Origin of the sequence: Pseudoflavonifractor sp. SW1122, assembly GCF_012027765.1 — a bacterium.
Classification (GTDB): domain Bacteria; phylum Bacillota; class Clostridia; order Oscillospirales; family Oscillospiraceae; genus Enterenecus; species Enterenecus faecium.
Genome location: NZ_SJOS01000022.1, coordinates 1 through 13,340 on the forward strand (window position 1 = coordinate 1; position 13,340 = coordinate 13,340).

Annotated in this window: 12 protein-coding genes; 5 read left to right on the forward strand and 7 right to left on the reverse strand. The window is 61.8% G+C overall.

The window, feature by feature from the left end:
- Window positions 1-3: 3 nt before the first annotated feature.
- The 6 genes from E0L15_RS06700 to E0L15_RS06730 all read right to left on the reverse strand — a co-directional run bounded on the left by E0L15_RS06700 (window position 4) and on the right by E0L15_RS06730 (window position 5,931).
- A complete protein-coding gene (locus tag E0L15_RS06700) occupies window positions 4-285 on the reverse strand; it encodes a DUF6514 family protein (RefSeq protein WP_087233062.1) in 282 nt (93 codons plus the stop codon).
- Window positions 286-762: 477 nt separating this feature from the next.
- Window positions 763-1,773 carry a tRNA (adenosine(37)-N6)-threonylcarbamoyltransferase complex transferase subunit TsaD gene (tsaD, locus tag E0L15_RS06710; RefSeq protein ID WP_087390937.1) on the reverse strand — a complete coding sequence of 337 codons (1,011 nt, stop codon included), beginning with the start codon at window positions 1,771-1,773 and terminating at the stop codon, window positions 763-765.
- Window positions 1,770-2,402: a GNAT family N-acetyltransferase gene (locus E0L15_RS06715; protein WP_168125008.1), complete on the reverse strand. Its 633-nt coding sequence runs from the start codon at window positions 2,400-2,402 to the stop codon at window positions 1,770-1,772. Before E0L15_RS06715 ends, tsaD begins: the two co-directional genes overlap by 4 nt.
- Window positions 2,380-2,844, reverse strand: a complete 465-nt coding sequence (rimI, locus tag E0L15_RS06720) for a ribosomal protein S18-alanine N-acetyltransferase (protein ID WP_343224110.1) — start codon at window positions 2,842-2,844, stop codon at window positions 2,380-2,382. Before rimI ends, E0L15_RS06715 begins: the two co-directional genes overlap by 23 nt.
- Window positions 2,845-2,861: 17 nt before the next feature.
- Window positions 2,862-5,525: a DNA polymerase I gene (gene polA, locus E0L15_RS06725; RefSeq protein ID WP_168125009.1), complete on the reverse strand. Its 2,664-nt coding sequence runs from the start codon at window positions 5,523-5,525 to the stop codon at window positions 2,862-2,864.
- A gap of 154 nt (window positions 5,526-5,679) precedes the next feature.
- Window positions 5,680-5,931 (reverse strand): hypothetical protein, encoded by a 252-nt coding sequence (locus E0L15_RS06730; RefSeq protein ID WP_087390946.1) that lies wholly within the window; start codon window positions 5,929-5,931, stop codon window positions 5,680-5,682.
- Between the two features lie 218 nt (window positions 5,932-6,149).
- On the opposite strand from E0L15_RS06730, the gene E0L15_RS06735 reads away from it, so the two are divergent.
- The gene (locus E0L15_RS06735; RefSeq protein ID WP_087233047.1) at window positions 6,150-7,751 is read left to right on the forward strand and encodes a peptide chain release factor 3; all 1,602 of its coding nucleotides are present in this window, start codon (window positions 6,150-6,152) and stop codon (window positions 7,749-7,751) included.
- 39 nt (window positions 7,752-7,790) lie between these two features.
- Entirely contained in the window at window positions 7,791-8,324 is a 534-nt protein-coding gene (locus tag E0L15_RS06740) for a hypothetical protein (RefSeq protein ID WP_168125010.1), read from the forward strand.
- A 48-nt stretch (window positions 8,325-8,372) separates the two neighbouring features.
- Here the strand turns inward: E0L15_RS06740 and glpK are convergent, their stop codons facing one another.
- Complete coding sequence (gene glpK, locus E0L15_RS06745) at window positions 8,373-9,872, reverse strand: glycerol kinase GlpK (protein WP_168125011.1); 1,500 nt, start codon at window positions 9,870-9,872, stop codon at window positions 8,373-8,375.
- Window positions 9,873-10,244: 372 nt separating this feature from the next.
- Between glpK and E0L15_RS06750 the strand changes: the two genes are divergently transcribed.
- Genes E0L15_RS06750 through E0L15_RS06760 form a run of 3 tightly spaced genes read left to right on the forward strand, consistent with a single transcriptional unit; the run spans window position 10,245 to window position 13,292 of the window.
- On the forward strand, window positions 10,245-11,696 hold the full coding sequence (locus E0L15_RS06750; protein WP_168125012.1) for an NAD(P)/FAD-dependent oxidoreductase: 1,452 nt from the start codon (window positions 10,245-10,247) through the stop codon (window positions 11,694-11,696).
- Window positions 11,689-12,948: an FAD-dependent oxidoreductase gene (locus tag E0L15_RS06755; protein WP_168125013.1), complete on the forward strand. Its 1,260-nt coding sequence runs from the start codon at window positions 11,689-11,691 to the stop codon at window positions 12,946-12,948. The genes E0L15_RS06750 and E0L15_RS06755 overlap by 8 nt, the downstream gene beginning before the upstream one ends.
- On the forward strand, window positions 12,945-13,292 hold the full coding sequence (locus E0L15_RS06760; protein ID WP_168125014.1) for a DUF1667 domain-containing protein: 348 nt from the start codon (window positions 12,945-12,947) through the stop codon (window positions 13,290-13,292). The genes E0L15_RS06755 and E0L15_RS06760 overlap by 4 nt, the downstream gene beginning before the upstream one ends.
- The last annotated feature ends 48 nt before the right edge of the window (window positions 13,293-13,340 follow it).

Sequence of the window (13,340 nt, forward strand, 5' to 3'; positions counted from 1 at the left end):
TTTTTATGAAAGCCAGTCCTGTATGACATCCACCAAGGTGCACGGAGTCACCTGGTGCAGCAGCAAGGTCTGGGCCAGCTGATAGATGACCGAGGAGCGGCAGGTCACATCGGGGGCTACCGCCACCTCTCCGGTCTCCTTCTCCTCAATCTTGACCCCGTAGCTCTCGCCGGAGTAGCCCTCCAGCTCCAGGTGCTCCAGCAAAATGTAGTAGTCAAAGCAACGCTCCGTCCCTGCCTCATCTCTCACACGCAGGGTTTCCAAAAACAACTCGCCGGTTTCCAATGTTTTCCTTCCTCTCCTTTCCTCTCTCTAAGAGACAGTATAAGGCAGAACGTTGGAAATGCAAGGAAAACCGTTCGTGAAATTCGACATACATCGACAGTTCCACAAGATATAGGGGAAAAACCGGCGCTTCCAAACCCACACTGGGGATGTGCCAAAAATATCCGGTGAATTTTCTACATTTTGCACAATCTCTGTGGAAGACTCAGCGATCCTTGGAGATATCCAGGCTGGCCTTGGCGTTCAGGTCCCAGCCTGCAGTGTTGCCAGCCTGGTACTCATAGTACCCCTGGCATCCAATCATCGCGGCGTTATTCTCCCACGGAGCTGCGCTCCGTGGGAACCCTGTATGATTTCAATGCTCGGGGAAAGTGAATTCCCCCTGCGCCGAGATTTTCCCCATGGGAAAATACTCGTACGGCGCATAAGCGCCGCCCCGCCGTGCGGGGCCCCCGGGGATAACGCCGCCATGGGCTGTCATCCCTTGGAGATGTCCAAGCTGGCCCGGGCATTTAAATCCCATCCGGCGGTGTTGCCAGCCAGATATTCATAATACCCCTGACAGCCAATCATGGCGGCGTTATCCCCGCACAGGGACAGGGGCGGCAGCCACAGCTTGGCCCCCACCTTCTCGCACTCCCGCTGCAAATCTGCCCGGATGCGGCTGTTGGCGGCCACGCCGCCGGCCACGGCGATCTTGTTGTAGCCCAGCATCCGGTTGGCCTCCATGGTGCGGGGCACCAGGGTGTCGGACACCGCGGCGGCAAAGGAGGCGGCCAGGTCGTGGAGGTCCAGCTCCTCCCCCTTCTGCTGGGCGTTGTGGACGGTGTTGAGCACTGCCGTCTTCAGACCCGAGAAGGACATATCCAGGGGGTGGTCCGCCACGTGGGCCCGGGGGAAGGTGTAGGCCTTGTCGTTGCCCCCCTGGGCCATCTTATCCATGGGTCCACCGCCGGGGTAGCCAAGCCCTAATACCCGGGCGATCTTGTCAAAGCACTCCCCCGCCGCGTCGTCCCGGGTGCCGCCCAGCACTTCAAAGTGGGTGTAGTCCTTCACATCCACCAGGGCGGTGGTGCCGCCAGAGACACACAGGCACAAAAAGGGCGGCTCCAGGTCGGCGTGGGCGATGTAGTTGGCGGCGATGTGGCCCCGGACGTGGTGCACGGGGATAAGGGGCACCCCCAGGCCGTAGGCCACCGACTTGGCAAAGGACACCCCCACCAGCAGGGCCCCGATGAGGCCGGGGGCATGGGTCACGGCCACGGCGTCAATCTCCGACTTGTCCACCCCAGCCTGGCGCAGAGCCTCGTCGGCCAGGCCGGAAATGGCCTCCACATGCTTGCGGGAGGCAATCTCCGGCACCACGCCGCCGTAAATGGCGTGCATGTCCGCAGAGGAGGCAATCACCGAGGACAGGATGGTGCGGCCATCCTCCATCACGGCGGCGGCAGTCTCGTCACAGGAGGATTCAAAGGCTAAAATTTTCATGAAATCACCTTTCTCTCATATTCCGTGGGATTATGCTCCTCCGTCCAGGCCGGGGCAGGGTGAATGTCCTCGCCGGGGGAAAGGGGCAGTTGAATGTATTGCTGCATATGGGCGGGGGAGAAATAGTCGGCGTAGACGCTGCGGTGCAGCTTCTCTACCACCCGGTCATCCGTCTCCGGTCCGACGTACAAGCACTTGAAATACACTCCGAAGAGGGCGCACTCATAGTCCAACACCCGGAAACCGTTGCGCTGATAGAAGCCAATTCGGCGGCGGCGCAGTTGGTTCTCCTCCTCGTCGTCGCTGGTGGGAGCCTCCGCCTCTCCGAAGATGTGACCGTATCGCTCCAACAGCAGGGCGAGAATCTTTCCCCCCGTGCCGCCGTTGCGCTTGCCCCGCAGCACGCCCAGGTAGTCCAACAGTACCCCTTTTCGGTCCTTGGACAGCCACACCATGGCGTAGCCTACCGTCTCCCCGTTCTCCGTAGCCACCAAGGGGTCGTACTGTCCCATCTCTAACAGCCGCAGCATGGCCCCCAGAGGCTTGAGCTCGCTTTGGGGAAAGTCATATTCCATCTCCTCCCGGTACAGGGAGGCCAGTTGTTTCTCATTGAGCGCTTTCAGTTCCATGTTCAAACTCCAGTGTCATCAAAATGGCGTCCTCTTTGGGATCGTCGTAGTACCCTCTTCGCCGCCCCACCTGGGCAAAGCCGTGTTTCATATAGAGGGCGATGGCAGGGGCGTTGGACGCCCGCACTTCCAAGGTCAAGAAGGCCAGCTTGGCCTGACCAAATCGGACAAAGGCGGCGATGAGCTCGTCGGCAATGCCCTGGCGGCGGACGTTGGCGGCCACCGCCACATTATTGATATACCCCTCGTCCAGCACCGTCTGCAACCCGGCGTAGCCCAACACCACGCCGTCCTCCCGCAGGGCCACGATGATGACGGCGGCCTCGTTCCACAGCTCCTGTTGCAGCATCTCCTCCGTCCAGGGGTGGGAGAAGCAGGCCCGCTCCAGGGCTGCAATCTGGGGGATCAGCTCGGCGGTCATGGGGGTCAGTGTATACTTCACGTGGTTCTACCTCCTGTTTAGTGGGCCTCGGCCCAGGTCTGGCCCACCTTGGCCTCGGCAGTGAGGGGCACCGCCAGCTGGGCCACCCCCTCCATCTCCTGGGTGAGGAGCCGGGCCACGGTGTCCGCCTCGGCCTGGGGACACTCCACGATGAGTTCGTCGTGGACCTGGAGCACCAACTGGGCCTGGAGTCCCTCTTGGGCCAGGCGATGCTCCACCCGAATCATGGCCAGCTTGATGATGTCGGCGGCGGTGCCCTGGATGGGCATGTTCAGGGCCACTCGCTCGCCGAAGCTGCGGGTGTTGAAGTTGGAGCTTTTCAGCTCGGGCAGCCAGCGGCGGCGGCCGTATAGGGTGGACACATAGCCCTGGCTCTTGCCCTGCTCCACCACGCCGTCCATATAGGCCCGCACTCCGGCGTAGTGGGCAAAATACTTCTCCATATAGCTCTTGGCCTGGGCCACGGAGACATGAATATCCTGAGACAGGGAGAAGGGGGAAATGCCGTAGACGATGCCAAAGTTCACCGCCTTGGCCGCCCGGCGCATGTCGGCCGTCACCCGGTCCGGGGACACCCCAAAGACCTGGGAGGCGGTGACGGTGTGGATGTCCACCCCGTCCCGGAAAGCCTGAATCATGGCCTCATCCCCGGACATGTGGGCCAGCAGCCGCAGTTCGATCTGGGAGTAGTCGGCGTCCACCAATACCCAACCGGGCCGGGCCACAAACATGGTGCGCATCTCCGCCCCCAGGGCGGTGCGCACAGGGATGTTCTGCAAGTTGGGCTCGGTGGAGGACAGCCGCCCAGTGGCGGTGACGGTGTTCTGGAAGCTGGTGTGGATGCGCCCGTCGGGGGCGATGACCTTGCTCAAGCCCTCCACATAGGTGGAGTTGAGCTTGGTCAGCTGCCGATACTCCAGCACCAGGGAGACGATGGGGTGCTGATATTGCAGCTTCTCCAGCACCTCGGCGTTGGTGGAGTACCCGGTCTTGGTCTTCTTGACGGGGGGCAGCCCCAGCTTTTCAAACAAAATGTGGCCCAGCTGCTTGGGAGAGAGGATATTGAACTCCTCCCCCGCCTGAGCATAAATTTCCTTCTGGGTGTCCGCAATGCGCCCGGTGAGCATCTCGCCAAATCGGGACAGGGCTCCCTTGTCCACCAACACCCCGCGCCGCTCCATGTTGGCCAGCACGGAGCACAGGGGAATCTCCATCTCCTGGAGCAACTTTGTTAGCCCCAGCTCGTCCAGCTGGGGGGCCAGCTTCTCGTAGAGGGCCTCAATGAAGGCGTTGTCTGCATACCATTTGGCCTGGGCCTTCACCTGGTCGGACAGGGCCCCGAAGGCCTCCTCGTCCCGCCAGGCCCTGGACTCCTCCAGCTCCTTTCTAAAATACTGCATGGACAGCTTGGACAAATCATAGCTGCCTGCGGTGGGGTCCAACAGATAGGCGGCCAGCTGGGTATCAAAGACAAACCCTTCGCCCTGGATGCCCTCCTCCAGCAGCTTCTCGCACAGCTCCTTCACCCCATGGGCCACCTTTTTCACCCCAGGGCCAAAGAGCTGGGCCAAGAAAGCCTGGTAATCCCCTTCGTAGCGGCTGCTGCGCACGTCGTACAGCCAGTCCTTGTCCCCTTCGCTGAGGCTCACCGTCACCCCGTCCAGATTGGGCAGGGGGAGCACCACCACATACTGAGCTGCCTGCCACTTTGGCAGCACCTGGGCCAGCTGCTCCTCGCCCGTGAGGTACACCCCCTCCACCCGAATTTCGGGGGTTTCTTCCACAGCTTGGGCGACCGGTGTGGAAGTGGGCCGCACTCCCAGCTTGTCGATGAGCTTGGAAAACTCCAGCTCCAGCAGCAGCTGGTACAGCTCATCGTTGTGGAAGGGCTGGCGCAGGGTGTCCTGGGGGTGGAAGTCCATGGGGGCCTCACAGCGGATGGTGGCCAGGTCGTAGCTCATCCGGGCGTCCCCCTCCCCCTCCACCAGCTTTTTCCGGGCGGCGGGCTTGACCTCCACCGTGTCCAGGTGGGCATACAGGTCGTCAATGGAGGGGTATTGGGCCAGCAGGGCCATAGCGGTCTTCTCGCCAATGCCCTTGACCCCGGGGATATTGTCCGAGGTATCCCCCATGAGGGCCTTGAGGTCGATGATATGGATGGGGTCGAAGCCGTACTCCTCCCGGAACACCTCCGGGGTCATGTTGCGGGTGGTGGTGCGGCCCATGCGGGTGGACACCAGCTTGACGGTGGTGGAATCGGTGATGAGCTGCAAGGAGTCCTTGTCTCCGGTGACCACCACAGTCTGGCCCCCTTCCTCTCCATTGATGCGGGCCATGGTGCCCAGCAGGTCGTCGGCCTCCCAACCCTCCAGCTCATAGCGGCGGATGTTCATGGCGTCCAGCAGCCGTTTCAGCACCGGCATCTGCACCGCCAGCTCCTCGGGCATGCCCTTGCGCTGGGCCTTGTAGCCCTCATAGGCCAGGTGGCGGAAGGTGGGCGCTTTCAAATCGAAGGCCACCGCCAGCCCCTCCGGCTGTTCCTCCTCCAGCAGCTTTAAGAGGATGTTGACAAAGCCGAAAATGGCATTGGTGGGCAGACCCTCCCGGGTGGACAGATTCTGACTGACCCCGTAAAAGGCCCGGTTGACGATGGAGTTTCCGTCGATGACCATGAGCTTCATAGTGTGGCTCTCCTTCCCTGGTGTGGGGTGTTGCGGTAATACTAACAGCTGATTATATCATTCTTCCCCACCCAAGGCAATCCCCACGCCTTTTCCCGGAAATTTCCTGCTGCGGACAAGGAAAACCGGCGGTCTCCCGCCGGTTTTCCCAATCTTATCCCAAGCCGTCCGACTCCTGGTCGTCGGCATCCGGTTGCTCTGGGTCAGACGCCGTCTGTTTCGTACTCTTGGCCTTCTTGACTCCCATCAGAGCCATCAAAACCACAGACACCACCGAAAGTACTCCACCGGATATGGTAGCCACCATGCTCTCATTGAAACCTAATGCCACCGCAATACCAGCCACAAGGCCTACCACAGCCACCCAGACTGCTTTATCGCTGAGTACAGCTTTCAGTCCTGTCATGGCAGTCCCTCCTTTTTCACAATCAGGGACTGGGAACTCCCCCACAGCCCCTATGCCATTGGTATGCAAAAACAATCGAGCCGGACTCTACGCCGCCCCCGTTTTCCCACTTTCTCTGTTGCCCTTTTCCCCGGTTGGTGGTATAATTGCTCCACTATCATACACAATGGGGTGGTTTTGCCTGACTGCCCCAATTTTATCATATGGAGGTTGTTCCATTGTCACTGTACGAAGCTGAGATCAACCGGCGGCGAACCTTCGCCATCATCTCTCACCCGGACGCCGGTAAAACCACCCTCACCGAGAAATTCCTCCTCTACGGAGGCGCCATTGCCCAGGCCGGCGTGGTCAAGGGCAAGAAGAATGCCCGGGCCGCCACCTCCGACTGGATGGAGATTGAGAAACAGCGCGGCATCTCCGTCACCTCTTCTGTGATGCAGTTCCAGTACGAGGGGTTCTGCATCAACATTCTGGACACCCCGGGACACCAGGACTTCTCTGAGGACACCTACCGCACCCTCATGGCCGCCGACTCCGCCGTGATGGTCATCGACGCCGCCAAGGGCGTGGAGGCTCAGACCCGGAAGCTGTTCAAGGTCTGCGCCATGCGGGATATCCCCATCTTCACCTTTATCAATAAGATGGACCGAGAGGCCCAGGACCCCTTTGACCTGTGCCAGGAGCTGGAGCGAGAGCTGGGCATCGACACCTATGCCGTCAACTGGCCCATCGGCTGCGGCAAGGAGTTCCAGGGCGTGTACGACCGCCAGCGCAAGAAGATCATCCACTTCACCTCCAACACCAACGCCAAGGCCGCCATCGCCACCGAGGTGAATCTGGACGACCCGGAGCTGGCGGGCCTCATTGGCGAGAGCCACTACCGCCAGCTGGTGGATGAGATTGAGCTGCTGGACGGGGCCTCCTGCGAGTTCGACATGGACCGGGTGCGCCACGGCAAGCTCTCCCCCGTGTTCTTCGGCTCCGCCCTGACCAACTTCGGCGTGGAGCCCTTCCTGGAGGATTTCTTGCGCATGACCACCGCCCCCCTGCCCCGCATGGCCGGGGAGGAGCTCATTGACTCCTTCGACGACGACTTCTCCGCCTTCGTCTTTAAGATTCAGGCCAACATGAACAAGGCCCACCGGGACCGCATTGCCTTCATGCGCATCGTCTCTGGCAAGTTCCAGGCGGACAAAGAGGTCTACCACGTCCAGGGCGGCAAGAAGATCAAGCTCTCCCGGCCCCAGCAGCTCATGGCCGCCGAGCGTGAGATCATTGAAGAGGCCTACGCCGGAGATATCATCGGCGTGTTTGACCCGGGCATCTTCTCCATTGGCGATACCCTGTGCACCGCCTCTCACAAGTTCCAGTTCAACCCCATCCCCACCTTTGCCCCCGAGCACTTCAAGCGGGTGCGGCCCCTGGACACCATGAAGCGCAAGCAGTTCCTCAAGGGCATGGAGCAGATTGCCCAGGAGGGCGCCATCCAGATCTTCAAGACCCCCTACTCCGGCATGGAGGAGGTCATTGTGGGCGTGGTGGGTACCCTGCAATTTGACGTGCTGGAGTACCGCCTGCGCAATGAGTACGGAGTGGACCTGTACGTGGAGGGTCTGCCCTACCAGTTCCTGCGTTGGATTGAGCACGACGGGGACGAGCCCCTCCGGGCCGACGACCTGGTGCTGCCCAACGACGCCATGCTGGTGGAGGACTACAAGGGCAACCAGCTGCTCCTCTTCGCCTCCGGCTGGTCCATCAACTGGACCGCCGACCGCAACAAGCAGCTGACTCTGCTGGAGTTCGGCGGCGCGCAGTTCTAAAGCCCTTCTCTCATCTGCCCAGTAGAAAGGGGGGTCCCTATGGCTGACCTATACGAGCAAATCACCCCGCCCCAGCAGCGCAAGGCCCCCAGCGGCCAGTGGAAACTCCTAGTGCTGCTGGCCATTGGCCTGATCTTGTTGCTGCTGTGTATCGTCCCGGTAGCCCGAATTCTGGGCCATCAGTACGGATATAAGCGGTTTGTCTCCGCCCTGTCCACCCAGACCTACCAGTGCTACTATCAGGACAATCTGCGGGCTGAGGTGGACGGCACCTCCCTGCGCATCACCGGAGACAACGCCTATGTGGTCTACAACGCCATCTCCGCTCTGGGGCCTGGCAAACTGCCTGGAAGCCTGCCCCAGGAGACCCCGGATGCTGTGCTGTACTACGGCGATGAGGCAGTGATGAAGCTGTGGAGTGTGGCTCTGTCCCAGTCCGACCGCCGCCCCAGCGGGGTGTACGTGGAGTTTGACGGCCCCGAAGGGGACTTCTCCTACATCATAAACGGAAAGGACATGTCTTACTTTTCCGCCGCCCTCTCCCCGGAGAAAAATCCGGCATGGGAGGAATAATCCAAATAGCATCCCCCTGGGCTGTGAACAGCCCAGGGGGATTTCTCGTTATGTCTCTTGGGGGTCCACCCATCCACAGCTGCGGCCCACCGCCTTGTGCCAACCCCGCAGCAACTTGTCCCGCTGGGGCTGGTCCATGTTGGGGGTGTAGAGGCTGTCCAGGGTCCACTGGGCCTTGATTTCCTCCAGGTCCCGCCAGAACCCGGTGGCCAAACCCGCCAGATAGGCGGCGCCCAGGGCGGTGGTCTCCCGAATCATGGGGCGGCGCACCTGCTTGCCCAGAATGTCCGCCTGGAACTGCATGAGGAACTTGTCTCGGGACGCACCGCCGTCCACGCTCAGCTCGGTGAGGTGGATGCCCGTGTCCTTCTCCATGGCCTCCACCAGGTCATAGCTCTGGTAGGCGATGGACTCCTGGGCCGCCCGGATGATGTGCTCCCGGGTGGTGCCCCGGGTGATGCCGATGAGGCAGCCCCGGGCGTACATGTCCCAATAGGGGGCACCCAGTCCGGTGAAGGCGGGCACCAGGTACACTCCTCCGGTGTCCGGCACCTTCTGGGCGTAGTACTCCGCATCCCGGGACTCGGTGATGAAGCGCAGCTCGTCCCGCACCCACTGGATCACCGCCCCGCCCACAAACACGCTGCCCTCCAGGGCGTACTGCACCTTGCCATTTAAACCGATGGCAATGGTGCTGATGAGGCCATTTTCACTGCGGTAGAGCTGGTCTCCCGTGTTCATGAGCAAAAAGCACCCGGTGCCGTAGGTGTTTTTCGCCTCGCCGGGGGCAAAACAGGTCTGGCCGAACAGCGCCGCCTGCTGGTCTCCGGCCATTCCCGCTATGGGCACTTCCACCCCCTGGAGGTTTACGTAGCCGTAAACTTCGCTGGAGTTGCACACCTTTGGCAGCATGCTCATGGGAATACCCAGCTTTTCACAGATGGTCTCGTCCCACCGCAGGTCCCGGATGTTGTAGAGCATGGTGCGGCTGGCGTTGGTGTAGTCGGTGACGTGGACCTTGCCCCCGGTGAGCTTCCACACCAGCCAGCTGTCCACGGTGCCGAACAGAAGTTCCCCCTGCTGGGCCCGCTCCCGGGCCCCCTCCACGTGGTCCAGAATCCACTGGATTTTGGTGGCGGAGAAGTAGGCGTCGATGAGCAGCCCCGTGTGCTCCTTCACGTATTCGGTAAAGGCCTCGTCCTTCTTCAGCTCCTCGCACAGCCCCGCCGTGCGCCGACACTGCCACACAATGGCGTTATAAATGGGCTTGCCTGTGTCCTTATCCCACACAATGGCGGTCTCCCGCTGGTTGGTGATGCCGATGGCGGCAATGTCTGAGGGGTCAATGCTGTTGCCCACCAGGGACTCAATGAGCACCCCGTACTGGGTAGAGTAAATCTCCATGGGGTCATGCTCCACCCACCCGGGCTTGGGGTAGTGCTGGGCAAACTCCCGCTGTTCCAAGGCCACAATGTTCTGCTGTCGGTCAAAGACAATGCAGCGGCTGCTGGTGGTGCCCTGGTCCAGGGCGATGACGTACTGTTTCATACTCTTCCGCCTCCTGTGTCTGGTGTTGCCGCATCAAACAAAAAAGAGCACAACTGGCGACTTGCCTCTCGCCCGTCCTGCTCCTCATCTTTCTTGGGTTGCACCCATTATGCCAGATTTTCACCCCCCTGTAAAGGGCTCCCCTCCCCGCCCGGAAAAAATCAGCGATACGACGCAAACCGCCCCCGGTTTTTCGTCACTGTGCACAGTCTAAAGGATGCGCCATTTCTATCCCTTGCTTTTTTCCACAAAACCGGATATAATGGCCCCAACAAACGGATAGACCAAGGGGTTGAGCGCAACGCAGGTGGGTGGCCGCAACAAGGGGGCTGGATCTGGGTTGCGTTTTGTTTTGGAAGGGAGGTCCTTTTCATGTATGACGTCATCATTTTGGGCTGTGGGGTGGTGGGGGCTGCCGCCGCCTACCACCTGGCCCGGTATCCCCTGAACGTGGCCATCTTGGAGGCTCAAAACGACGTGGCCAACGGCACCACCAAGGCCAACAGCGCCATCATCCACGCCGGGTACGACCCGGAGCCAGGCACCCTCATGGCCCAGCTGAACGTGGAGGGAAACCGGATGGCCGGGGACATCTGCCAAAAGCTCCAGGTGCCCTTTGCCCGGGTGGGTAGCCTGGTATTGGCCTTTGATGAGGGAGACCTTCATACCCTGCGCACCCTCTACCACCGAGGTGTACAAAACGGTGTTCCGGGTCTGGAACTGCTGGACGCCGCCCAGGTGCGCCAAACAGAGCCCAACCTCAGCAAGAACGTGGTGGGCGCCCTCTACGCCCCCACCGCCGGCATTGTGGACCCCTGGCAGTACGCCCTGGCCATGGCAGAGGCGGCGGTGGTCAACGGCGTGGAGCTCCACCGCTCCGCCCCTGCCACGGCCATCACCCCCATGGAGGGCGGCTACGCCGTCACCACCCCCAAGGGGGTGTTTGAGGGGAAGTACATCCTCAACGCCACCGGGGTGTTCTCCGACCAGGTGCATGGGCTCTTAGAGAAGCCGGACTATGCCATCACCCCCAACCGGGGCGAATACTACCTGCTGGACAAGAGCCAGGGGCACCAGGTCTCCCACGTGGTATTCCAGTGCCCCAACGAGCGGGGCAAAGGGGTGTTAGTGGCCCCCACCATCCACGGCAATCTCATTGTAGGCCCCAACGCCCAGCCGGTGGATGACCGCCACGACCTGGGCAACACCGCCCAGGGACTGGCCTTTGTCAAGGAGCAGGCCCTGCGCTCGGTGCCCGGCCTCAACTTTGGGGAGAACATCCGCAACTTCGCCGGACTGCGGGCCAACTCCACCCGCTCCGACTTCATTCTGGAGGAGAGTAAAAACCACCCCGGCTTCTTCGACCTGGCGGGGGTCAAGTCCCCCGGCCTGGCGGCCAGCGCCGCCATTGGCCAGTGGGCCTGTGCGCGGATTTTGGAGAAGGAGCCGGACCTGCGGCCCAAACCGGACTTTGTGGACCAGCGGTCCCACGTGATGTTCCAACACCTCTCCCCCCAGGAGAAAAACGCCCTCATCGCCCAGGACCCCCGGTATGGCCGGGTGGTCTGTCGGTGCGAGACGGTCACCGAGGGGGAGATCGTGGCTGCCCTCCACGCCCCCATCCCGCCCTACACCATCAACGGGGTGAAGCGGCGGTGCAATGCGGGCATGGGCCGCTGTCAGGGTGGCTTCTGCGCCCCCAGGGTCCAGGCCATCATTGCCCGGGAGCTGGGGCTGGATCCCTGTGAGGTGCTGCTGGACCAGGAGGGCTCCTACCTGCTCACCGGAGAGACCAAGGGCCAAGGAGGGAACGCTCATGTATGAACTCATTGTCATTGGCGGCGGGCCCGCCGGACTGGCCGCCGCCCGGGAGGCCTGGGACCAGGGGCTGCGGAAGGTGCTAATTTTGGAGCGGGACCAGGAGCTGGGCGGCATTCTCAACCAGTGCATCCACAACGGCTTTGGGCTCCACCACTTCAAAGAGGAGCTCACCGGGCCGGAATACGCCGCCCGATTCATTGGGCAAATACAGGACACCCAAGTGGAAGTGCAGCTGGACACCATGGTGCTCCAGCTCCTCCCCGGCACTCCCCACCAGGTCCACTGCGTCAGCGCCCAACACGGCTATCAAGTGCTGGAAGCCCAGGCGGTGGTGCTGGCCATGGGCTGCCGGGAACGGGCCCGGGGGGCCATCGCCATCCCCGGAGAGCGTCCGGCGGGCATCTTCACCGCCGGGGCCGCCCAGCGGTACCTGAATATGGAGGGGTACATGGTGGGCCGCCGGGTGGTCATCCTGGGCAGCGGCGACATTGGCCTTATCATGGCCCGGCGCATGACCCTGGAGGGGGCCAAGGTACTGGCCTGTGTGGAGCTGATGCCCTACTCCAGCGGCCTCACCCGCAACATCGTCCAGTGCCTGGAGGACTACTCCATTCCCCTCTACCTCAGCCACACCGTCACCGATCTCCGGGGCCACAACCGCCTGGAACAGGTGGTGGTGAGCCGGGTGGACGAGCACCGCCGCCCTATCCCCGGCACGGAAATGGTCTTTGATTGCGACACCCTGCTTTTGAGCGTAGGGCTCATCCCGGAAAACGAGCTCACCCGCCAGGCGGACATTCCCATGGATGGACGCACCCACGGGGCGGTGGTATATGAAAACATGGAGACCCAGGTGCCCGGCATTTTCGCCTGTGGCAACGTGCTCCACGTCCACGACCTGGTGGACTATGTCACCGCCGAGAGCCAGCGGGCGGGGACTGCCGCTGCCCGCTATGTCCAGGGGGAACCAACCACCGCCGAAGCCCTTCCCCTCACCCACAGCTCTGGGGTCAGCTACACCGTTCCCCAGCGCATCCGCCGGGGCAGCGGCAACGTGCAGGTGCTGTTCCGGGTGGGTCGCGTATTTGGGGATAGCCGCATTGTGGTAAAAGACGAAGCAGGCAATCCCATTGCCCAGTTCCCCCGCTCCCACATAGCCCCGGGGGAGATGGAGCAGATCACCCTGCCCGGGGTGCTGCTGGACCGGGCTGTCGGGGGCCTCACCATATCCATTGAGGAGGTGGAAGGGACATGAGAGAACTGGTATGCATTGTCTGCCCCAAGGGGTGCCGCCTCCAAGTGGATGAGGAGCACGGCTACGCCGTCACCGGGAATAGCTGCCCCCGGGGGGCAGAGTACGGCAGAAACGAGCTGCTCCACCCCACCCGGGTGCTCACCAGCACGGTATGCATCCAGGGCGGGCTCCACCGCCGCCTACCCGTGAAGACCACCGCCCCCATCCCCAAGGAGTTGATCTTTGAGGCCATGGATGCCCTCAATGGCGTGCGCCTCACCGCCCCGGTGCACCTGGGACAGGTGGTGATTCCCAACCTGCTGGGAACCGGGGTGGATGTGGTGGCCACCCGGGATATGACCTAACCCATTCCAACCCTTGATTGCATAAAAAAGTACGGTCAGCTTGACGCT